The following is a 22,378-nucleotide window of genomic DNA, read 5'->3' on the forward strand; positions in this document are numbered from 1 at the left end:
TGGCTCCATGACGATCGCCAACACCCCGTCCAGATTTGACGAGGTCGTGGACCGCCACGACGTTCACGTGATTGAGCGAAGCGAGGATGCGCGCCGCCTCCGGGAGGGCCTGGCCCCGAGCGAGTGCGTCGCGCTCCTGGAGCGGGGTCCCGTCAGCGACGGGTGACCACCGTGCCGTGCTGGATGCGTGTCGGCCTGTCACAGACGTGAGAGGGTGTGCCCCATGCGCTTCGCCGATCCGCTCGCCTGCCCGGACTGTCGTGGCGTCCTCGCCGGTGAGCCGGTGTGCCCGCACTGCGGGCTGGACCTGACCTCGTTGGAGGCGCGCCAGCTGTGGCAGCTGCTGCTGCAGGCCGACGACCTGCTGTCCCGCGCCGGGCGGCGGCGGGTCACCGTCCCCCCGACACAGCAGCGACCGGCCCAGCCGCAGCGGCCCCAGCCGCAACCGACCCCGCAGCCGCAGCCCCAGCCGCAGCCGACCCAGGCACCGCCGTTCCAGCCCACCGCCCCGCAACCGCAGCCGGCGTACGCGCAGGCCTACCCGTCGTACCCCGCGCCGGCGGCGCCGCGTCCCAGGACGGCGGAGCGGTCCTGGTCGGTCGGGACGATCATGCTGGTGCTGGGCGCGTTCGGCCTGGTCGTCGCCGGGCTGATCTTCGTCACGCACTCGTGGGAGAGCCTCGGTCTCGCCGCCAGGACGCTCATGCTGCTCGCTGTCAGCGTGCTGATCGGCGCCCTCGGCGTCTGGGTCACCCGCCGTCCGCTGCGCGCGTCCGCCGAGGCGGTCTGGACCGTCTTCCTGGCCCTGCTCACGCTCGACTTCTTCGCCGCCCGGCACGAGGACCTGCTCGGCCTCCGGGTGCTCGACCTCGCTGCGGCCTGGCTGGTGTGGGGCGTCGTCGCCCTCGTCCTCGCTGTGACGATCGCGCTGTGGGCGCGTCCCCACGTCTCGACGGTCCTGATCGCCCCGGTGCTCACGGCTGCCCTCGGCATCACCGGTGCGGCCGTCGGCGCCGGCGCCCTGGCGGACGACGTGGACTTCGCGTGGCGTGCGGTCATCGCCCTCGTCGTCGCCGGCGTCCTCGCGTTGGCGACCCGGCCGGCCGGCCTGGCGCCGCTGACCCTGGCGGCGCGCATCGTCGTGGCGTGCTTCTTCGTCGGTGCGTACGGGGTGGCCCTCTTCGAGGCGTTCGCGCACCCCGACCTCGATGACCTCGTCGCGGGCGGGCACGGCGTCCCGCTGGCTCTCATCGCCGTGAGCGCGGTCGTGATCGCCGCGGTCGTCCCGCTCGCGCGCATCCCCGGCGTCGCTCTCGCGGTCCTGGCGGCAGTCGCCCTGGTCGTGGCGCCGCTCGAGGCAAGCGCGTCGATGGACGCCACATGGACCGCCGTCGCCGTCATCGCCGCCGTGCTGGCCGCCGGCGGGATCAACGGGGCCAACGACTGGATGCGCGGCGTCCGTGCCGGCGCGGTGGTCGTCGGCGGTGCCGTCGCCCTGATGCACGCGTTCGTGCTGAACGAGGCCGGCGACACGATGGTCCGGATCCTGAACGACCCCTGGGCGCTGCCCTGGGACACGCGGCTCGACGCGGTGACGGTCGACAACCATGAGCCGTGGACCGTGCCCGTGGTCCTCGTCGGGCTGCTCGTCGTCGCGTGGGCGGTGCCGCGTTGGCCGGAGGTGTCGGACCTTCGTCCCCACGCCGCTCTGCTCCTCGCGGCCGTCGGCGGGCTCGGTGCGATCGAGGCCGTCGTCGCCCTGCGCCTGCCGGTCTGGGCGGTCGCCGCCGTGCTGCTGGTCCTGGCCGCGCTCGCACTGACCCTGCTGCTGGAGGGGACCGTGACCACCATCGGGCCGGTGGCGCTCGTCCTGGTGCTGGCCGCCGCAGTCCTGGCAGCGGCATCGCACGGGGTCTCGTCCGTGACGTGGCTGGTGGGCGCCGGCCTGGTCGCCGGGCTCACCACCGTGCGGGGCATCGAGCTGCTGCGCCAGACGTACGCCGTGGCAGCGGCGGTCCTCGCGGTCGCCGGCGTCGCCTCCCTCGTCGCGGAGCTGGACCTCGATGCGTCTGTCGCGGCACTGGTGCTGCTCGCGGTCGGTCTCGCGCTCGTCGCCGCCGGCGGCCTGCTCCTCCCGCAGCACCCGTTGCGCGTGCCCCTCGAGGTCGTCGGGGCGGCGGGGGTCGTGGCGGGGATGGTCGTGCCCGGGTCCATGGGGGAGCTGTCGGTGCGGTGGGCGGTGCTGGGTGCGGTCCTCGTGGCCCTGGGCCTGGCCGTGGCAAGCCGTCGTTGGTACGTCTGGCCGGGAGCCGTCGCGCTGCTCGTGGCGTACGTGCTGCTCATCGTGGACAGCGGCTTCTCGTTCGTCGAGGCCTACACGCTGCCGCTGGGCGCGGCCGCCCTCGCGGTCGGGCTCGACCGGACGATCCGCAAGCCCGACGTGAGCACCTGGTTGTCCCTGGGGCCCGGCCTGGCCGTCGCGATGCTGCCCAGCGTCCCGCAGGCCCTGGCCGAGCCCACCGAGCTGCGGGCGCTGCTCCTGGGCATCGGTGCGGTGGTGGCGCTGGCGGTGGGGGTGCGGCTCGGCTGGCAGGCGCCGTTCGTCGCCGGCACGACGATCCTGGCCCTGCTGGTGCTGTTCAACATCGGCCCGTACGCGAACGCCGCGCCGCGGGTCGCGCTCATCGCGGCGGTCAGCGCGGTGCTGCTGGGTGTGGGCATCACGTGGGAGGACAGGGTCCGCGACGGTCGCAAGATCGTGGGCTACGTCCGCTCGATGCGCTGACGCGACCGGCTCGCGGCGCGTCGCCGTGCCTAACCTCTCGACATCATGTATCTTGATATCAAGACAAATCCGAACACGAGGTCTCAGACCCCGGGTTAGGCGAGCCTGACCGTGCGACGGAAGTCGATGCTGGGCAGGATGGAAGCCGACCCGCGAAGGAGAATGACGATGGCCGTCGACAGCTTCAACTCAAAGGACTCCCTCACTGTCGGGGATGCCTCCTATGACTACTACCGCCTGGGCGCGGTCGAGGGCGACGGGCTCGATGTCGCGTCGCTCCCGTTCAGCCTCAAGGTCCTGCTCGAGTCGCTGCTCCGCACCGAGGACGGTGCCGACATCACGAAGGCCGACATCGAGGCGCTGGCCGGCTGGGACGCGAACGCCGAGCCCAGCAAGGAGATCCAGTTCACGCCCGCCCGCGTGATCATGCAGGACTTCACCGGCGTGCCCTGTGTCGTCGACCTCGCCACGATGCGCGAGGCCATGGCCGACCTGGGCGGCGACGCGACCAAGATCAACCCGCTCGCGCCCGCCGAGATGGTCATCGACCACTCGGTCATCGCCGACGTCTTCGGCACGCCCGAGGCGTTCGAGCGCAACGTCGAGATCGAGTACGAGCGCAACCGTGAGCGCTACCAGTTCCTGCGCTGGGGCCAGGGTGCGTTCGCCGACTTCAAGGTCGTCCCCCCGGGAACCGGCATCGTGCACCAGGTCAACATCGAGAAGCTCGCGCGCGTCGTGTTCGACAAGAACGGCACGGTCTACCCGGACTCCTGCGTCGGCACCGACTCGCACACGACGATGGTCAACGGCCTGGGTGTCGTGGGCTGGGGCGTCGGCGGCATCGAGGCCGAGGCGGCCATGCTCGGCCAGCCGATCAGCATGCTGATCCCGCGCGTCGTCGGCTTCAAGCTGTCCGGCGAGCTGCCCGAGGGGGCCACCGCGACCGACCTCGTGCTGGTCATCACCGAGATGCTGCGCCAGCACGGCGTCGTCGGCAAGTTCGTCGAGTTCTACGGCTCCGGCGTCGGCGCAGTCCCGCTGGCCAACCGCGCCACGATCGGCAACATGAGCCCCGAGTACGGCTCGACCATCGCGGTCTTCCCGATCGACGACGAGACCACGAAGTACATGCGCCTGACCGGCCGCGACGAGCAGCAGATCGCGCTCGTCGAGGAGTACGCGAAGGCCCAGGGCCTGTGGCACGACCCGGACCACGAGGCTCGTTACTCCGAGTACCTCGAGCTCGACCTGGGCGACGTCGTCCCGTCGATCGCCGGCCCGAAGCGTCCCCAGGACCGTGTCTCGCTCTCCGAGAGCAAGGGCTCGTTCCGCACGGCCCTCGCCGACTACACCGAGCAGGACCTCAACGGCTACGACGAGGCCGTCGACGAGTCCTTCCCGGCCTCGGACGCGCCCAGCAGCACCGATGACGGTCTGAACGGCGACAAGCCGAACGCTCCCGCGCCGTCGGGCGCCGGACGTCCGAGCAACCCGCAGATGGTGACGCTCGAGGACGGCACGTCCTTCGAGATCGACCACGGCGCCGTCACGATCGCCGCGATCACGTCGTGCACCAACACGTCGAACCCGTCGGTCATGATGGGCGCGGGCCTGCTGGCCAAGAAGGCCGTCGAGAAGGGCCTGCAGCGCAAGCCGTGGGTCAAGACGACGCTGGCACCGGGCTCGAAGGTCGTCACCGAGTACTACGAGAAGTCCGGCCTGAACGTCTACCTGGACAAGCTCGGCTTCAACCTCGTCGGCTACGGCTGCACCACCTGCATCGGCAACTCCGGTCCGCTGATCCCCGAGGTCAGCCAGGCCGTCAACGACGGCGACCTCGCGGTCACCGCCGTCCTGTCGGGCAACCGGAACTTCGAGGGTCGCATCAACCCCGACATCAAGATGAACTACCTGGCGTCCCCGCCGCTCGTCATCGCGTACGCGCTGGCCGGCTCGATGGACGTCGACCTGTTCAACGAGCCGCTGGGCCAGGACCAGGACGGCAACGACGTCTTCATGAAGGACATCTGGCCGACGCCGCAGGAGGTCGAGGACGTCATCGCGTCGTCGATCGACTCCGACACGTTCAGCCGTGAGTACGCCGACGTCTTCGCCGGCGACGAGCGCTGGCAGAACCTGTCCACGCCCGACGGAGACGTGTTCGCGTGGGACCCCGAGTCCACGTACGTCCGCAAGGCCCCCTACTTCGACGGCATGGCTCTCGAGCCGTCGCCGGTCGAGGAGGTCACGGGTGCTCGCGTGCTGCTCAAGCTGGGTGACTCGGTCACGACCGACCACATCAGCCCCGCGGGCGCGATCAAGAAGGACAGCCCGGCCGGCACGTACCTGTCCGAGCACGGCATCGCGCCGCGCGACTTCAACTCGTACGGCTCGCGCCGCGGCAACCACGAGGTGATGATCCGCGGCACCTTCGCCAACATCCGTCTGCGCAACCAGATGGCGCCCGGCACCGAGGGCGGCTTCACCCGCAACCTCATTGCCGGTGGCGAGGTCACGTCGGTGTTCGAGGCGTCCGAGGCCTACCAGGAGGCCGGCGTCCCGCTGGTCGTCCTGTCGGGCAAGGAGTACGGCTCGGGCTCGTCGCGTGACTGGGCGGCCAAGGGCACTGCGCTCCTGGGCGTCAAGGTCGTCATCGCCGAGTCGTACGAGCGCATCCACCGCTCGAACCTCATCGGCATGGGCGTCCTGCCTCTGCAGTACCCCGAGGGACAGAGCGCCGAGTCGCTCGGCCTGACGGGCGAGGAGACGTTCGACTTCACGGGCATCACCGAGCTCAACGAGGGTCGTACGCCCAAGACGGTCCACGTCAAGGCTCGCGCCGAGGACGGCTCCGCGGTCGAGTTCGACGCCGTCGTGCGCATCGACACCCCGGGTGAGGCGAACTACTACCGCAACGGCGGCATCATGCCGTACGTGCTGCGCAGCCTGCTCGACTGAGCAAATAACGCCGAAACGCGAGGACCGTCCTGCCGTTGCAGGGCGGTCCTTGCGTTGTACGGTGCTCTGGCGGGGCACCGTGTCTCGCGAGATCGGGGTGGACATGAAACGTCGTATTGCAGCTGCACTCGTGGCCCTGGGCCTCGCCGCCGGCTTGGCCGCGGCCGTCCCGTCCAGCGCCAACGCCGCATCGGGCAAGCAGAAGTACGTGAAGGTCAGCACGAAGTACGTGCACAACTGGACCTTCCGCTCCAAGGCCATCAAGGCCTGCGTCTTCTTCGAGGTGAGCGGCAAGATCACCGGGACGCGCCGCTACGCCTACCACAATCCTGAGGGCGATGGCTGGGACACCAACTGGTACTACTACTACAAGATCAAGGCCAACAACCCCAAGATCAAGGCCAAGGCCTGGCCCCGCAAGGGATCAGGCTGCGACAGCACCAAGAAGGTCAAGCTGACCAAGCTGCAGCTGAAGCAGGCGTGGAACGAGACGCGGTGCGGTCTGGGTCTGAGCTACACCGGCAGCATCCCGTTCGCCATCTCGGTCAACTCCACTCCCGGATGCAAGAAGCACAGCCTGGGCACGCTGTCGACGAGCCACTCCGGTCCGATCACGGGGGCCTCGCAGTCCAACAGCGGGTCGGCGATCAAGTTCAAGAGCGGGGTCATCGCGCGCAAGGGCGATGCGATCGGTTTCAAGGCGGCTGCTCGCGTGACGGGCCACCGCAAGATCAAGGGAGTCGGGAAGTCCGACTCGGTGTCGAAGAGCTTCTACGCCTACCTGAAGTAGCCAGAATCAAGGCGCAGGCGGCCGTTCCGGGGGACACCCGGGGCGGCCGCCGGCGCGTCTGGGACGATTTTGTTGCGCGCCACCCGAATTTGTTGTGTCAAGTGCTGGACGTGACCGCACTCACGCTATACGTTGTGTCGAACAACAAACGCGTTACGTGGGCGAAACACTTCGGCCGCGACGCACAACTGGAGGAATTGGAGGCGGTTCGTGTGAAGCGGACACGCAATCTCATGTTGGCGACGGTCATGGGTGCGACTCTCGCGCTCAGTGCGTGCGGCGGCAGTGACAGCGACGGAAACGGTGGCGGAAGCGGAGGCGGAAGCGACAAGGTCGGCAAGGTCGGCATCATCCTGCCTGACACGGTCTCGTCCGTCCGGTGGGAGACCGCCGACCGTCCGGCGCTCGAAAAGGCGTTCAAGGATGCCGGCGTCACGGCCTACATCCAGAACGCCCGCGGCGACGCCGACCAGATGGCCAAGATCGCCCAGAGCCTGATCAGCAAGAAGATCTCCGTGCTCGCGATCGTCAACCTGGACAACAAGTCCGGTGCCGCGATCGAGAAGAAGGCCGCTGCGGCCGGCGTCAAGACGATCGACTACGACCGTCTGACCCTGGGCGGCAATGCCGACTTCTACGTCTCGTACGACAACACGAAGGTCGGCGAGCTGCAGGGCGCCGGTCTCCAGAAGTGCCTCGGCGACAAGAAGGCCAACATCGCCTTCCTGAACGGCTCGCCCGACGACAGCAACGCGACCCTGTTCTCCAAGGGCGCCCACAACGTCCTGGACAAGGACAGCAACTACACGAAGGTCGCCGAGCAGGCGGTCCAGAAGTGGGATCCGACGACGGCCACCACGGTGTTCCAGCAGATGTTCACCAAGGAGGGCGGCAAGATCGACGGCGTCCTCGCCGCGAACGACGGGCTGGCCGGTTCGGCCATCTCCGTGCTGCAGAAGAACAACGTCGCAGGCAAGGTGCCGGTGACGGGACAGGACGCGACGGTCGAGGGCCTGCAGCGCATCCTGGCCGGCACGCAGTGCATGACGGTCTACAAGTCGGCCAAGGCCGAGGCGGGTGCCGTGGCCAAGCTGGCCATCGCCCTGGCCAAGGGTGAGAAGGGCTCGGCCGAGCAGACCAGCCGTGACGACGAGGGCAACCGCGACGTCCCGTCCGTGCTGCTCGACCCGGTCTCGGTCGACAAGAGCAACGTCAAGGACGTGATCGCCGACGGCGGCGCGGCCAAGGAAGACGTCTGCAAGGGCTTCGCGAAGGAGTGCGCTGACGCAGGAATCTCCTGATCCCTGCTGATGTTGTGGCCCCTGGGTCCGCTTCCAGCGCCCCGGGGGCCACATCTGCAGCCTGCAAGCCCCCAGAACACGCACCAGTCACAAGGAGAACGTCCATGACGGACACGAATGTCCCGTTGCTCGAGATGCGGGCAGTCAACAAGAGCTTCGGAGCCGTCCACGTGCTCCATGACGTCGACCTGCGCGTCTTCCCCGGCGAGGTCACTGCCCTCGTCGGCGACAACGGTGCCGGCAAGTCGACACTGGTCAAGACCATCGCCGGGATCTACCCGGCCGACAGCGGTGAGGTCCTCTTCGACGGCCGCCCCGTGAACATCCACAGCCCCAAGGACGCCTCCGACCTGGGCATCGAGGTGGTGTACCAGGATCTCGCGCTCTGCGACAACCTCGACATCGTCGAGAACATGTTCCTCGGCCGCGAGGAGCGCACCCGCGCCCGTGTGCTCGACGAGGCCAGCATGGAGAGCAAGGCCCGTCAGGCCCTGGCCTCCCTGTCCGTCCGCACCGTGAAGTCCGTCCGTCAGAGCGTGGCCAGCCTCTCCGGCGGCCAGCGCCAGACGGTCGCGATCGCCAAGGCCGTCCTCTGGAACTCGAAGGTGGTCCTGCTCGACGAGCCCACCGCCGCGCTGGGCGTCGCCCAGACCCGCCAGGTGCTCGACCTGGTCCGCCGCCTGGCCGACCAGGGACTCGGCGTCATCCTGATCTCCCACAACATGGTCGACGTGATGGAGGTGTCGGACCGGATCACGGCCCTGTACCTCGGTCGGGTCGCAGCGGAGGTCAAGACGGCCGACGTCACGAGCACGCAGGTCGTCGAGCTCATCACGTCCGGCAGGTCCGGTGACATCGGTATCCCGCCCGCAACCGCCGCCCAGTCAGCCTGATCGAAAGTCGATTTCATGAGCACCCAGTCCCCAGTCTCACAGCCCGAGCTGTCTGAGTCCGACTTCGCGTCGGACTCCCAGCGATTCACCGTCTCGCAGTCCGTCCAGAACTACGTCGATCGACTGCGCGGCGGCGACATGGGCTCGTTGCCCGCGATCTTGGGCTTCGTCGTCCTCTTCGTGTTCTTCAGTGCCTACGCCGGTGACGACTTCATCGGCAAGCAGAACATCGCCAACCTCTTCATCCAGGCCGCCCCGATCTGCATCCTGGCCATGGGCCTCGTCCCGGTGCTGCTGCTCGGCGACATCGACCTGGCGGCGGGCGTGACCGGTGGCACCGGTGCCACCGTCATGGCGTTGCTGTCCTACAAGCACGGCCAGGGTCCGGCCCTGTCGATCCTCACCGGAGTGGCAGCGGGCGTCCTGATCGGTTTCATCATCGGTCTGCTGGTCTCGAAGGTGGGCATCCCGTCCTTCGTCGTGACCCTCGCGTTCTTCCTCGGCCTGCAGGGCGTCGTCCTGCGCATCGTCGGAGACGGCGGCACGTTCGGCCTGGCGGAGAACGGCAAGTCCGAGTTCATCGCCAACCTGACGAACGACTCGATGCCCATCGCGATGGGCTGGATCGTCGCGGTCGGCGTGGTCGCGATCTACGCAGCGATGGAGCTGCGCAAGTACCGTCGTGCGGTCGCACGTGACCTGCAGCGCTCGCCCTTCCCGCTGGTCATCGCGCGGATCGTCGTGCTGGCCGTGGTGCTGCTCGGCATCACCGCCCTGCTGAGCGCGAACCGCAGCTACACCGTCGTCGCGGTCAAGGGCATCCCGTGGGCCATCCCGATCGTGGGTGTTCTGCTGGTGTTCTGGACGGCCGTGTTCGCCAAGACGGCGTACGGACGCCACGTCTACGCAGCCGGTGGCAACAAGGAGGCGGCACGTCGCGCCGGCATCAACGTGGACATGATCCGCGTGTCGGTCTTCGTCATCGCCGGCGGCATGGCTGCCGTCAGCGGCATCGTCTCCGCCTCGTTCTCGGGCAGCGTCACGCCGTCCTCCGGCAGCGGCAACACGCTGCTGTACGCGGTGGGCGCGGCCGTCATCGGCGGCACGAGCCTCTTCGGTGGACGCGGCAAGATCAGGGACGCCGTCATCGGTGGCTTCGTGGTGGCACTGATCGCCAACGGTCTGCCGCTGATCACCGAGAAGTCGTACGTCAACTACATCGTGACCGGGCTGGTCCTGCTCCTCGCCGCCAGCGTGGACGCGATCTCGCGTCGGCGTCGCTCGGTGGCCGGGGTCTGACGATGGCTACCGCCGGACGCTCGGGGATCGGCACCAACCAGGAAGACGTCAGACGGCACAACCTCGGGACGGTGCTCGGCCACGTGCACCGTGCCGGGCGCCTCTCGCGGGCCGAGCTGACGGCCCGCATGGGACTCAACCGCAGCACGATCGCCGGACTGGTGACCGAGCTGGAGTCCCTGGGGCTGGCCGAGCAGGCCAAGCCCTCCGGGGCACGCATCGGGGCGGGCCGTCCCTCCGTGGACGTGAAGGCCCGCACCGGTGCGTACGTCCTGGCGGTCGACCTGCGGGTCGACGGCCTGACGGTCGCCCGCGTCGGGCTCGGGGGAGTCGTGCAGGCCCGGGCCACCGGTCCGGTGCCTGCCGGCCACGATCCGGAGACGATCGCGTCCTCGGTCGTCGAGCTCATGCGCCTGGTCGTCAAGGACGTCGAGCCGGGCAGCGCGCTCGTCGGCGTCGGCGTCGGCGTGCCGGGCATCATCCGTGCCGAGGACGGGCTGGTCCGCCTCGCGCCCAACCTGGGCTGGCGGGACGTCCCCTTCGCGAAGATCCTCGCGGAGCGGATCGGCACGTTCGCGGTGCCGGTCCTGGGCAACGACGCCGACCTGGGTGCCCTCGCAGAGCACCTCAGGGGAGCCGGCGTCGGCGTCGAGGACCTGGTCTACCTGTCCGGTGAGGTCGGGGTGGGTGCCGGCGTCATCGTCAGCGGGCACAAGCTCGAGGGCGCGGGCGGGTACGCCGGCGAGATCGGGCACATGCCGTACGTCCCGCAGGGCAAGCTCTGCCACTGCGGCGCGCGCGGCTGCTGGGAGACCGAGATCGGCGCGAGCGCCATCGCGCTGGCGATCGGCTGCCCGGCCGAGCGGGTCGGCGCGCTGGGGGAGTACCTCGAGGCCGTGCACGAGGCGCCGGAGGACCTGCGGCTCGTCGGACGGCACCTGGGCCGAGGGCTCGCGGGCATGGTCAACATGCTGAACCCGCGGGTCATCGTGCTCGGCGGATACCTTCGCTCCCTGTTCCCGCTCGTCCACGACGACGTGGAGAGCGAGCTCGCGGTCCACGCCCTCATCGCTCCGCGAGAGCTGGTGCGAGTCACCCTGCCCGGACTGAGCGGTGACTCCGTGCTCCACGGTGCGGCTGAGCTCGCGTTCGAGCCGCTGCTGGCCGACCCTGTCGGTCGCCTCGCCGAGGCCTGCCTCGACGTCGACGCGGCTCTGGCGGTCTGACGGTCGTACGCCCGGGGGAGCAGTCCCTCGGGCGTACGGCTAGCTCCGGGTGATGATCTTCTTCCACGGGCCCTTCGGCACCTGTGCGAAGTCCACGAAGCGCCAGCTGACCTTGTCGCGGTTGCCGTTGAGCTCGGAGAAGTGCAGGCAGCCGTTCAGTGCGGGGGAGACGTCCATGCCTGCGCGGTTGTACCGCTTGTTGGCCGGACGCGCGTCCTTCGTGCCGAAGACGTACTTCTTGTCGTGGTACTTGCCCGGCCCGGCGTCCTCGATCTGGCCGTAGCAGTGATGGCCCTTGTGGCTGATCTTGACCCAGCGGTTCTTCATGATGCTGCGGTCGGGATCGCGGACGATCTTCCTCCACGGCGACTTCTTCGCCCAGGGGATGACCTTGCGCCGGTTCGCGAACCCGACCCGGTCGTTCAGGTCGTCGTACGGCAGGTCCAGGTAGAACGGGTTCTGCCGGGGCTTCATCTTCGTGGGGAAGTAGCCGTTCTTCGCCGTGCGCCTCTCGGTCTCGCACCGTCCCGCGGTGACCACGCCGTCGCAGCCGCCGTAGTTCGTGAACCAGTGGTCGTCGTACGTCGAGATCATCTGGCTGCCGTCAGCCGCGTTCGGGTCGAAGACCTCACCGACCCAGAACGTGGTCGCCACGATCTTGGTGTGGGTCGGGTACCGCGTCCCCTTCTTGCCGGCGTCCGAGGGCAGCGCCGTGGCGATGAGGATCGCGGCGAGCGCCAGCGGCAGCAGGACCGTGCGGAGGATGGTGCGCATCCTCGGAGCGTAGTGCCGCCGGGACCAAGTCTCAGATGACGCCGAGCGCGAGCATGGCGTCGGCGACGTGCGTGAAGCCGGCGATGTTGGCGCCGGCGACGTAGTCACCCGGGACCCCGTACTCGTCCGCGGTGGCGAGGCAGCGGTCGTGGATGCCGCGCATGATCTCGTCGAGGCGGCGCTCGGTGTGCTCGAACGACCAGGAGTCACGGGACGCGTTCTGCTGCATCTCCAGGGCGCTGGTCGCGACCCCGCCGGCGTTGGCGGCCTTGCCGGGCGCGAACAGCACGCCGGCGTCGGCGAGCACCTTCGTGGCCGCGGCGGTCGTCGGCATGTTGGCGCCCTCGGCGACGATGCGGCAGCCGTTGCGCACCAGGGTCGCGGCGTGGTCCTCGTCCAGCTCGTTCTGCGTGGCACAGGGGAGGGCGATGTCCGTCGGCACGTCCCAGATCGACCCGCTGGTCCCGAGCTTCGCGGTGCCACCGCGACGGTCGACGTAGTCCGAGATCCGGCCGCGCTCGACCTCCTTGACCGCCTTGAGGGTCTCGACGTCGACGCCGCCCTCCTCGACGACGTACCCGCTGGAGTCCGAGAACGCCACGACCGTGCCGCCTAGCTGGGCGATCTTCTCCATCGCGTAGATCGCGACGTTGCCGGAGCCGGAGACCACGACGCGCTTGCCCTCGAACGTCTCGCGCTGCTGCTTGAGCATCTCCTCGACGAAGAACACCGCCCCGTAGCCGGTGGCCTCCTTGCGCACCTGCGAACCGCCCCAGGTGAGGCCCTTGCCGGTCAGCATGCCGGACTCGTAGCGGTTGGTGATGCGCTTGTACTGGCCGAACAGGTAGCCGATCTCGCGGCCGCCGACGCCGATGTCACCCGCAGGGACGTCCGTGTACTCGCCGATGTGACGGTAGAGCTCGGTCATGAAGGACTGGCAGAAGCGCATGACCTCGCCCTCGCTGCAGCCCTTCGGGTCGAAGTCGCTGCCGCCCTTGCCGCCACCGATGGGCAGGCCGGTGAGCGCGTTCTTGAAGATCTGCTCGAAGCCGAGGAACTTCACGATGCCGACGTTGACCGTCGGGTGGAACCGCAGGCCGCCCTTGTACGGACCGAGCGCGGAGTTGAACTCGACGCGGAAGCCGCGGTTGATCCGGACGTTGCCGGCGTCGTCGACCCACGGCACGCGGAAGATGATCTGTCGCTCCGGCTCGCAGAGTCGCTCGATGACCGCGGCCTGCGTGTACGACGGGTGCTTGGCCACGACCGGGCCGAGACTGTCCAGGACCTCGCGGACGGCCTGGTGGAACTCGGCCTCACCCGGGTTGCGGTCGATGACCTGGTCGAAGACGGCCTGCAGGGTGGAGTCGGTCATGGATCTGCTTCCTGGGTCGTACTGACGGGCGATGTCCGGGAGGAGGGCAACCCATCGAGGTTATCCGGCGCTGACCCGCGACCGGTCAGCGCCCGGAGGCCACGCGGCTGTGCCGGGCCCGTCGGTCAGTCGAACAGCTCGGCCCGCAGGCCCTTCTTGACGATCTCCGCCGCCACGCGGTGCACCTTCATGTTGCGTGCCTGGGAGATGCGGACCATGGCGGCGAACGCCTGGTCCGCGGAGATCTGCAGGCCCTGCATCATCATCCCCTCGGCCTGGCCGATCACCGTCCGGTTGACGAGGGCGGAGTCCATGTTCGCCTGGTCGGTCGCTGCGGTCATGGCGACCGCCACGTGCGCGGCGAGAGCGTGCGCCGACACGCGATCGTCCATCCCGAAGGCGTGCGGCTCGTCCGAGTAGAGGCTGAGGCAGCCCATCGTGTCGTCGCCGACGAACAGCTGCAGGGTCAGCACGCTGCGGACACCGAGCGACGACGACGCCTCGCGAGCCCAGTCGGGCCACCGCTCCTCGGCACGGAGGTCGCTGGAGTAGACGGTCTCCTGCTGACGAATGGTCTGCAGGCAGGGTCCCTGGCCCGTCGTGCTCTGCAGCTGGTCCGCACGGGTCACGGTGTCATCGGTGGCCGCAACGGTGTCGATCGTGCGGCCTTTCCTCACCAGGGAGATGCCTGCGTGGTCGCAGCCCTCGACGATCTCGACGGCCGTGCTCGTGGCGGACTCGTGGGTCGCCGCCACCCCGAGCTCGTTGCTCAGCGCTCGGGCGATGCGTGCGTACTGGTCTCCGGAGTAGTCGCGGTGCACTGACACATCTTCTCAGACATGGGGAGCTGCCGCGGATCGGAGCAGCCCCTCATGCATGTCAGCGGGGTCAGCCCAGGCGCTGCGCCAGCGCGACGATGACGCCCTCCGGCCCGCGGACGTACGCCATCCGCCAGCTGTCCTCGTGCTGGCCGACCCCGCCGACCAGCCCGTACCCGTCCCCGGCGAGGCCGTCGACGGTCGCCTGCAGGTCCTCGACCTCGAAGCACGCGCTGCGCAGACCCAGCTCGGTCGCCATCGCCGTGGGGGACCCGGGCTCGGGATGGGGGCGGTCGAAGCTCGAGAGCTCGATCCCGCACCCGCCTCCCGGCGGGCGGAGCATCGCGATCTGGGTGCGGGCGTCCGCGATGCCGATGACGGTCTCGAGGAACGGGCCCTCCACGGACGCCCGGCCCTCGAGCTCCAGGCCCAGGCCGACGAAGAACGCCACGGCCGGCTCCAGGTCCCGCACGGTGATCCCGACGTGGTCGAACGCCCTGATGCGTGACACACCGGAGATCATCGCGTCACCCGGAACGTCCGGGAGAGCGTCGCCGTCGAGTCGTCGCCGGCGTACACCTGGATCGTGCCGGGCTCGACCACGAACCTGCCGCGGTTGTCGTAGAACCCGAAGTCGCTCGCGTCGAGGGTGAAGCGCACCGTGGTCGACTGCCCAGGCCTGAGCGTCACGCGCTCGAACCCGCGCAGGCGGCGCACGGGCTGGGAGATGCTGGCGACGGGGTCGCGCAGGTAGACCTGGGCGACGTCGTCACCGGCGACCGAACCGGTGTTGGTGACCTTCACGGACGCGACCACGCTGCCACGGCGGGAGACGGTGGTCTTGCTCAGCGTGAGGTCGGAGACCGTGAACGACGTGTAGCTCAGTCCGAAGCCGAAGGGGAAGAGCGGGTCGCAGGAGCGCAGGTCACGGTAGCGAGACGTGTACTTCTGGGTGACGTCGCACGGCCGGCCCGTGGGCTCGTGGTTGTAGTAGATGGGCACCTGGCCGAGCCGCTGCGGGAACGACACCGGGAGCTTGCCGCCCGGGTTGACCTTGCCGAACACGACATCGGCCACCGCGTTGCCGCCCTCGACGCCGGGGAACCAGGCCTCCAGCACCGCCGGTGCGGACCCGACCACCTCGGAGAGGGTCAGTGGGCGGCCGTTGAACAGCACGACGACGAACGGCTTGCCGGTCGCCGCGATCGCGTCGATCAGCTCCTGCTGCCTGCCGGGCAGGTCGATGCGCGAACGGCTCGCGGCCTCGCCGCTCATCTCGCGGGTCTCCCCGAGCGCGAGGACGACCTGGTCGGCATCGTTCGCAGCGGCCACGGCCTTCGCGAACCCGGCGTCGGACGGGCAGTCGTCGGCGGGGTCGTAGTCGGGCGGCTCCTCGTTGCTGAGCGCGCATCCCTGGGCGTACGTCGTGGTGGCGGACGATCCGTCCGTGATGCCCTTCAGGACGCTCACGGCGTCAGCGTCCTCGCCGCGGCCCCACCAGGCACCGAGCAGGTCGTGCTGGTTGTCGGCGAGCGGACCGATCACGGCGGTCTTCTTGGCGGGGTCGAGGGGGAGGGTCCGGCCCTTGTTCTGCAGCAGCACCATAGATCGAGCCGCAGCGGTGCGGGCCGCCCGGCGGTCGGCCGGGGTCAGGAAGCTGGCGGGATCGGTCGCCTTGGCCTGGTCGACGTACGGGTTCTCGAACAGCCCCGCGCGGAACTTGACGCGCAGGATGCGGCGGACGGCGTCGTCGAGACGCTTCCGCGAGATCCTGCCGTCGGCGAGCAGCTGCTTGCCGTAGTCGCGCAGGTAGGTGCTGACCATCTCCGAGTCGGTGCCCGCCATCAGGGCGTTGGCGCCCGCCTCGGGGCCGTCGGCGGCGGTGCCGTGCCCGCACGAGCCCTCATCGGGCGTCTTGGGCGGGCAGACGCGGGTCTCGGCGACGGCGGTGTAGTCGCTCTCGATGAACCCGTCGAAGCCCCACTCCTTCTTGAGGATCTCGGTCTCGGTGTACCGGTTCGCGCAGCCGGGCACCCCGTTGATGGCGTTGAACGAGCACATCACGGTGTCGGCACCCGCCTCGATCGCCGCCTTGAACGGCGGCAGGTACAGGTTGCGGAGCCGCTGCTCGGACATGTCGGTCGTGCCGTAGTCGCGGCCGCCCTCGGGCTCGCCGTACCCCACGAAGTGCTTGACGCTGGTGACCGCGCGGTCGGGCCGGCTGTAGTCGTTGCCCTGCGCGCCCTTGACCCGGGCGGCGGCCATCACCGACCCGAGGTAGGGGTCCTCGCCGTTGCCCTCGACGATCCGGCCCCACCGCGGGTCGTGGGAGACGTCGACCATCGGGCTGTAGATCTGCTTGATGCCGACCGTCGCGGACTCGCGGGCGCCGATCTGGGCGTCCGTCCGCGCCACATCGGGGTCGAACGAGCTGGCCGCGCCGAGCGGCACCGGGAAGATCGTGCGGTAGCCGTGGATCGTGTCGTACGCGAACAGGATCGGGATGTGGAGCCGGGACTGGGTCATCGCGATGCGCTGGTAGTGGTCGATCTTCGCCGGATCGGTCAGGCTGAACACGCCGCCGACGCCGGCCTTCGCGTCGGCATCGGTGATCTGCCCGTCGGAGAGCAGCTGGACCTGCTGGAGCTTCTCCTGCGTCGTCATCCGCGCCAGCAGCCGGTCGACCCGTTGCTCGATCGAGCGGCTCGGCCCGTGACGCGTCGGCGCCAGCGCCTGCTCGTCGGACGCGCCTGCGTCCCGTGCCACCACACTGCCCGCCGTCAGGCATCCCACGACCAACGATCCGGCGACCACGGCCACTTTTGCGACTTTCCTCATCACTCAGCCCCCTTGTGCAACCCGCGTCCTGCTCAGCGGAGACGCGGGCCAGTCCCCCCGGACTGTGATCCAGGCCACAACTTACGCCTCGGGGCCGACTTTGTTGAGCCCCCGGCTCAGGACAGGCCGAGTGCGTCGACCGCGACGCGCGTGGCGTCCGCGACGACCCCGTCGTCGTACTCGTCATCCGCCTGGTCACGCCGGGACATGACTGCGATCAGGACGGGGGAGCGGCCGGGAGGGAACGCGACCGCGACGGCTGTGCGCACCCCGTGGCTCGCGCCGCCGGTCCGGTCGGCGACCACCCAGCCGTCGGGCACACCCGCGCGGATGAGCGCATCGCCCGTCGTGTTGTTGGTCATCGTGGTGCGCAGGAGGTCACGGTCATGACGCGGCAGGGCGCGGCCCACGACGTACGTGCCGACGGTCGTGGCCAGCGCCTTGGGCGTCGTGGTGTCGCGGACGTCGCCGGGAGTGGCGGTGTTGAGGTCCGGCTCGGTGCGCACCGGGTTGGTCACGCGGTCGCCGATGCGGTCGAGCTCGCGGTCCAGGCCCGCCGGTCCGCCGATCTGATCGAACAGCAGGTTGGCCGCCGTGTTGTCGCTGAATCGCAACGCGGCGTCGATGACGTCTCGCAGCGGCAGACCGTCGGCGACGTGCTTCTCGGTGACGGGCGAGTGGGGCACCAGGTCGGACGCGTCGTACGTGATGGTGCGCGAGAGGTCCCGGCGCGAGGTGCGGTCCAGGACGACCGCCGCCAGCGGCGCCTTGATCGTGGAGGCGAACGGGAACCGCTCGGAGCTGCGCCAGCTCACGCGCCGACCGGTGCCCGTGTCGAGGGCGAAGACGCCCAGCCGGGTGTCGTACGACGTCTCGATGGCGGCGAAGTCGCCCCTCGTGTCCGGTGCCGTCGTGGCGGCAGGTCGTGACTGGTCCTTGCCGCCGGCGGATGCCGGTGCATCCGCGCTGCTCGGACCGCAGGCGCCTGCGAGCAGTGCGATCGTGACGGTGAACCAGGCGGCCGGTCGTGTCCTGCTCAGCTGCATGATGTCTCCCCCGAGAGTCGTGGTGGCTGCGCCTCGATCCTCGCACGGCCCCCGCCGTCGGGGCTCAGCCGACGTGCCAGAACCGTCGGACGAGCTCCTCGCGCGTGGCGTCGTCCTTGGCTGCCTTCTTCATGAGCTTGGCGTCGTCGTACGACCGCAGCCGGTCGATCACGGAGTCGATGAGATCGGGCGGGAAGACCCCGTCGGCCTCCAGCCCGGCGCGTTCGCGCTGGAGGACGTCGGCGGACTCCGAGCACGAGGCAGGCAGCTGCTCGAACTTGTCGTGCTTGTCGGTGCTGAGCCGCTCGGCCACCTTCAGGCTGTCGGGGTCCGCGAGCCCGCGCCTCGCCGCGACCGCCATGCCGGCCAGGAGCAGGTGGACGTCCGCCGAGCCGTCGCCGAGTCGCAGCTCGACGGTCTGCGGGTGGATCGCCTGCTCGGGGATCGGCTCGGAGCTGCCGGGGTTGGCGTGGGCGACCATGCCCGGGAGCACCCCGCCGCCCCAGGCGAGGGGCACACGGACCAGCCCGGTCCGGTCGGTCTCGCCCCACGAGATGCCTTCCGGCGACTCGCCGCCCTCGGTGAACCGCAGGTAGGACGTCGGCACGGTGTTGCCGAACGCCGTCAGCGCCTTGGCCATCGACAGGTAGCCGGCGATCAACCGTCGTCCGGTGTCGTTGACGCCGCCGTCGTCAGTGATCGTGCTGGCGCCGTCGCGCACCAGCCGGCTGTGCACGTGCAACCCGCTGCCCGCGCCGCCGCTGCTGACCGACGGGGCGAAGGTCACCTCCAGGCCGTGCTGGTACGCGACCTCCCGCACGACCCACTTGGCCATGACGAGGACATCCGCGGCCTGCTCGACCGGGACGGGCCAGAACTCGATCTCGTGCTGCACCAGCTGCCGGTCCTCCTCGAGGATGTTCCCGACCTCGCCGTGGGCGTACTTGAGCTTGATGCCCATCGCGGCGAGATGTCCCAGGACCTGCTCCCGCACCCGCTGGCCCTTCGAGAACGGCTCGGACTCCTGGTAGCCGTGCTCCTCCTCGACCGGGAAGACCGGGTCGGGCGCGTCGACGAGGTAGTACTCCAGCTCTCCGAACGCCTCCAGCACCATGCCCGTCTCCTCGGTGAGCGCCTCGGACGCCTTGCGGACGACCTGCTCGCGGGCGTACGACAGTGGCTTGCCCTCCTCGTCGTAGAACGAGCAGAGCACGTCGAGCGAGGGACGCTCGCCGAACGGGTTCACGAATGCCGTGCGGTGCCGCGGCACGATGTAGACGTCGCTGGCGTCGCTGCCGACCCCCGGGAAGATGCTCGACCCGTCCACCCGCTCGCCCTGGGTGAGCACCTCGGTGAGGTGCTCGCGTGAGTCGACCGGGAACGCGACGGTCTTGAGCCGCCCGTCGCCCCCGACGTACCGCAGGTTGACCTGGCGCAGCTCCAGCTGCTCCGCGGCTCGGACGAGATCGCTGCACGTGAACTCGGCTGCCGGCTTCTCGAACAGGCGGACGATCGGGTGGGGCTCGAAGGCGTAAGTGACCATGATCAGTCGTACCCACGGTCTCGGCTGACGAAGCGCCAACCGGTGGTCGCATGTCGCAACCGTCAGCGGCGACGGCGCGCCCGGACGACGACGTCGTGGAGCGTGGACGGCGCACCGTCGTCGGGGCGGTCCACGGCCCGGTGCGACTCCTCGGCGGTCACGATCTCCCACGCGGCCGGGTCCAGGCGGGCGGTGATGGTCGCCGCGGTCGCCGATGCCGCGGCCGGCGGTCCGCCATCGGCGTGCGCCTCGGTCTCCTCGTGATCGGTCGCATGGTCGTCATGGTGCAGGTGTCCGACGATGAACAGGGTGCCCGCTGGGGCCACCCAGCTCGCGATCCGGTCGTAGAACTCGAGCTGGGACATCGCCGGATGGGCGTAATGGGTGGTGACGAGGTCGTACTGCTCGTCGGGCCGCCAGGTGGACAGATCGGCCTCGACCCACCGGACGCGGTCGCCGACGCCGCTGGCTGCGGCACGCTCGGTCGCGATCGCGAGCGCGTCCGCTGCGACGTCCACGGCGGTGACCTGCCACCCCTTGCGGGCGAGCCAGACGGCCTCGGCCCCGGCCCCGCAGCCGGCGTCGAGGGCGGTGCCGGCCGGCACGCCGTCCAGCTCGCGGACGAGGTGCGGGTTGGTCTCGCTGGCGCCCATGGACGCGGCGCGGTCACCGGCCCAGATCCGGTCCCAGTACTCCTTGTCGAACGAGTGCGTCATCGGTCGTCCCTTCGTCCGTGCTGCCGCGGGCGCCGCTGCACCTGCCGCCAGTGTCCGTCCTCGCAAAAGGTGGGGTGGGGGCGCCGCGTTGACACCCTGCCGACCGCCCCGGTCCGGTCTAGAATCTGGGGCGTGCCCCGCCGCTCCCGCTGCCCGCTTCGCGATCGGTTGCCATGACCGCGGGACGCACCGCGGTCGTCAACCACAGCGGATGCCCGAAGGCGATGACGTTCGGCCCGTGCGGTGGCGTCCGGGACGATGCGTCGTGCGAGCTGGACGCGCGCCCGTGCCCGTTCGCCGCGCCTGACGCAGGGGTCGTGCCGTGGGACGGGGACCCGCCGCCGAGCGCTGAGCCGGGCAGCCTCCTGCTGGAGGCGGCACGGCGTGGACCGGTCGTGCTCACCGACCTGACGATCCCGGCGTACGACCCGGAGGGTCTGGCCGCCGTCACCGAGATGCTCGCGGACTCGTGCGACGCGGTGCTGGTCGGTGAGCACCAGAACCGTCCCGACTTCCCGCCGACGCTGATGGCGGCCCTCATCGCCCAGGCCGGTGGTGTCCCGTGGGTGACGCTCGCGTGCCGCGACCGCAACCGCCTCGTGCTGGAGCAGGAGCTGGCCGGCCTCGCGGTGACCGGCGTCGACGGAGTGCTGTGCGTGACCGGGGACGTCCGGGCCCAGGGCGTACGACCCGACGTCACGCAGGTCTTCGACCTCGACGGCACCGAGCTCGCCGCGCTGGCGAGCCGCGCCGGTCATGCGGTGGCCGTCCCGGAGTCTCCCTCGGCGGTCCCGCAGCACCTCCGGCCCGCGCGTCTGGTGCAGAAGGAGCAGGCCGGCGCCCACCTGGCCGTCCTCAACCACGTCGGGAGCCCGGACGAGGTGGCGTCCTTCATCGGGGCATCGCGCGACCTCGGGCTGACGATCCCGGTCATTGCCGCGGTCGCCGTCTACACCGACGAGCGGTCGGCGCGCGTGCTGCAGAACTTTCCCGGGCTCAACCTCGATCCCGACCAGGTCGCCCAGGTGCTCGGCGCCGGGGACGTGCGGTCGGCCGGCATCGAGATGGCGCTGCGGGAGGCGCGGGCACTGCTGGCGATCGAGGGTGTCGCAGGGGTGAACCTCTCCGGGCTGGCCTCCGGCGACGGGGCCATGGCGGGGGCGCAGGTCAAGGCTGAGACAGGTCACCGGATCCGGGAGGACAGATGAGTCAGAGCGAGCCCCAGGCAGAACCCATGGTCGACGAGTTCGACACCGTCGCCTGGTGGACGGCCGCCGCAGTGGCCGAGCTGGGCGACGACCACGCCCTGCCGGCTGCGTGCCGGGGGAGCGGCAGCCCCGCAGCGCTGGACTGGCTGGCCCGCTCCATGGGGCTCGAGCCGGGGGTGCGCCTGCTGGACTCGGGCGCCGGGGTCGGTGGTCCGGCCGAGTACGCGGCCCGCAACCACGAAGCACGTCCGACCCTGGCGGAGCCCATGGAGGGTGCCTGCCGCGCCGCACGCCGCCTCTTCGGTCGCCCGGTCGCGGTCGCCGACGGCCTCGCGCTCCCGTTCCCTGACGAGGCGTTCGACGCCGCCTGGTCACTCGGCGTGCTGTGCACGATCGACGACAAGCGGGCGTACCTGGAGGAGCTGCGCCGTGCCGTGGTCCCGGGCGGGGCGGTCGGGCTGCTGGTCTACACCAGGGCAGTGGAGTCCCTGCCCGACCAGCCCGAAGGCAACTCCTTCCCGACCCGCGCGGAGCTCCTCGACGACCTGCGCGCGACCGGGCTCGACGTGGTCGAGGAGACGCTGCTCGCGGACGTCCCCGGCACTCCCGACGACTGGGAGCAGGCCGCGACCGAGGTCGAGGACGTCGTGAGGCGCGACCACCAGGACGACGAGCGCTGGCAGCGCGCCCAGTCCCAGCAGGAGACGATCGTCGGACTGATCCGCGACGAGCTCGTCGTGGGCGTCCTCGTGAGCTGCCGCAGGGGTGACTCCGCGGCGACCCGGTGATGAGTTCTCGGCCTCGC

At 70.0% G+C, this 22,378-nt stretch carries 18 protein-coding genes; 10 read left to right on the forward strand and 8 right to left on the reverse strand.

The features are described from left to right. The first annotated feature begins 7 nt into the window (after positions 1-7). The 8 genes from C3E78_RS18250 (at position 8) to C3E78_RS07705 (ending at position 11,255) form a co-directional block, all read left to right on the forward strand. A complete protein-coding gene (locus C3E78_RS18250; protein WP_159085839.1) occupies positions 8-166 on the forward strand; it encodes a hypothetical protein in 159 nt (52 codons plus the stop codon). 57 nt (positions 167-223) lie between these two features. Next, the gene (locus C3E78_RS07675; RefSeq protein ID WP_159085840.1) at positions 224-2,785 is read left to right on the forward strand and encodes an SCO7613 C-terminal domain-containing membrane protein; all 2,562 of its coding nucleotides are present in this window, start codon (positions 224-226) and stop codon (positions 2,783-2,785) included. A gap of 168 nt (positions 2,786-2,953) precedes the next feature. Next, a complete protein-coding gene (locus tag C3E78_RS07680) occupies positions 2,954-5,746 on the forward strand; it encodes an aconitate hydratase (protein WP_199906962.1) in 2,793 nt (930 codons plus the stop codon). Positions 5,747-5,849: 103 nt separating this feature from the next. Beyond that, entirely contained in the window at positions 5,850-6,536 is a 687-nt protein-coding gene (locus C3E78_RS07685) for a hypothetical protein (RefSeq protein ID WP_135804864.1), read from the forward strand. A 212-nt stretch (positions 6,537-6,748) separates the two neighbouring features. After that, the gene (locus tag C3E78_RS07690) at positions 6,749-7,837 is read left to right on the forward strand and encodes a sugar ABC transporter substrate-binding protein (RefSeq protein WP_108577735.1); all 1,089 of its coding nucleotides are present in this window, start codon (positions 6,749-6,751) and stop codon (positions 7,835-7,837) included. 104 nt (positions 7,838-7,941) lie between these two features. Beyond that, a complete protein-coding gene (locus tag C3E78_RS07695; protein WP_108577736.1) occupies positions 7,942-8,730 on the forward strand; it encodes an ATP-binding cassette domain-containing protein in 789 nt (262 codons plus the stop codon). Positions 8,731-8,745: 15 nt separating this feature from the next. Then, a complete protein-coding gene (locus C3E78_RS07700; protein WP_108577737.1) occupies positions 8,746-10,029 on the forward strand; it encodes a sugar ABC transporter permease in 1,284 nt (427 codons plus the stop codon). A gap of 2 nt (positions 10,030-10,031) precedes the next feature. Next, positions 10,032-11,255 (forward strand): ROK family transcriptional regulator, encoded by a 1,224-nt coding sequence (locus C3E78_RS07705; RefSeq protein ID WP_108577738.1) that lies wholly within the window; start codon positions 10,032-10,034, stop codon positions 11,253-11,255. A gap of 39 nt (positions 11,256-11,294) precedes the next feature. Here C3E78_RS07705 and C3E78_RS07710 read toward each other — a convergent pair whose 3' ends face one another. The 8 genes from C3E78_RS07710 to C3E78_RS07745 form a co-directional block, all read right to left on the reverse strand. After that, positions 11,295-12,029 carry a hypothetical protein gene (locus tag C3E78_RS07710; protein WP_108577739.1) on the reverse strand — a complete coding sequence of 245 codons (735 nt, stop codon included), beginning with the start codon at positions 12,027-12,029 and terminating at the stop codon, positions 11,295-11,297. 31 nt (positions 12,030-12,060) lie between these two features. Continuing rightward, positions 12,061-13,404 carry an NADP-specific glutamate dehydrogenase gene (gene gdhA / locus C3E78_RS07715; RefSeq protein ID WP_108577740.1) on the reverse strand — a complete coding sequence of 448 codons (1,344 nt, stop codon included), beginning with the start codon at positions 13,402-13,404 and terminating at the stop codon, positions 12,061-12,063. Positions 13,405-13,529: 125 nt separating this feature from the next. Then, positions 13,530-14,225, reverse strand: coding sequence for a GAF and ANTAR domain-containing protein (locus C3E78_RS07720; RefSeq protein WP_159085841.1), 696 nt, complete (start codon positions 14,223-14,225; stop codon positions 13,530-13,532). A 67-nt stretch (positions 14,226-14,292) separates the two neighbouring features. After that, entirely contained in the window at positions 14,293-14,733 is a 441-nt protein-coding gene (locus C3E78_RS07725; protein ID WP_108580808.1) for a VOC family protein, read from the reverse strand. Between the two features lie 8 nt (positions 14,734-14,741). Further along, the gene (bglX, locus tag C3E78_RS07730; protein WP_108577742.1) at positions 14,742-17,060 is read right to left on the reverse strand and encodes a beta-glucosidase BglX; all 2,319 of its coding nucleotides are present in this window, start codon (positions 17,058-17,060) and stop codon (positions 14,742-14,744) included. A 116-nt stretch (positions 17,061-17,176) separates the two neighbouring features. Further along, the gene (bla, locus tag C3E78_RS07735) at positions 17,177-18,106 is read right to left on the reverse strand and encodes a class A beta-lactamase (RefSeq protein WP_108577743.1); all 930 of its coding nucleotides are present in this window, start codon (positions 18,104-18,106) and stop codon (positions 17,177-17,179) included. 64 nt (positions 18,107-18,170) lie between these two features. Further along, positions 18,171-19,649, reverse strand: a complete 1,479-nt coding sequence (locus tag C3E78_RS07740) for a glutamine synthetase beta-grasp domain-containing protein (RefSeq protein WP_108577744.1) — start codon at positions 19,647-19,649, stop codon at positions 18,171-18,173. A gap of 62 nt (positions 19,650-19,711) precedes the next feature. Further along, positions 19,712-20,365, reverse strand: coding sequence for an SAM-dependent methyltransferase (locus tag C3E78_RS07745; protein ID WP_108577745.1), 654 nt, complete (start codon positions 20,363-20,365; stop codon positions 19,712-19,714). A 173-nt stretch (positions 20,366-20,538) separates the two neighbouring features. On the opposite strand from C3E78_RS07745, the gene C3E78_RS07750 reads away from it, so the two are divergent. Together C3E78_RS07750 and C3E78_RS07755 are read left to right on the forward strand one after the other, a co-directional pair. Further along, a complete protein-coding gene (locus tag C3E78_RS07750) occupies positions 20,539-21,573 on the forward strand; it encodes a methylenetetrahydrofolate reductase (RefSeq protein WP_108577746.1) in 1,035 nt (344 codons plus the stop codon). Beyond that, entirely contained in the window at positions 21,570-22,361 is a 792-nt protein-coding gene (locus tag C3E78_RS07755) for a class I SAM-dependent methyltransferase (protein ID WP_199906963.1), read from the forward strand. The genes C3E78_RS07750 and C3E78_RS07755 overlap by 4 nt, the downstream gene beginning before the upstream one ends. Positions 22,362-22,378: the final 17 nt, after the last annotated feature.

It is taken from the genome of Aeromicrobium chenweiae, from assembly GCF_003065605.1.
Classification (GTDB): Bacteria; Actinomycetota; Actinomycetes; order Propionibacteriales; family Nocardioidaceae; genus Aeromicrobium; species Aeromicrobium chenweiae.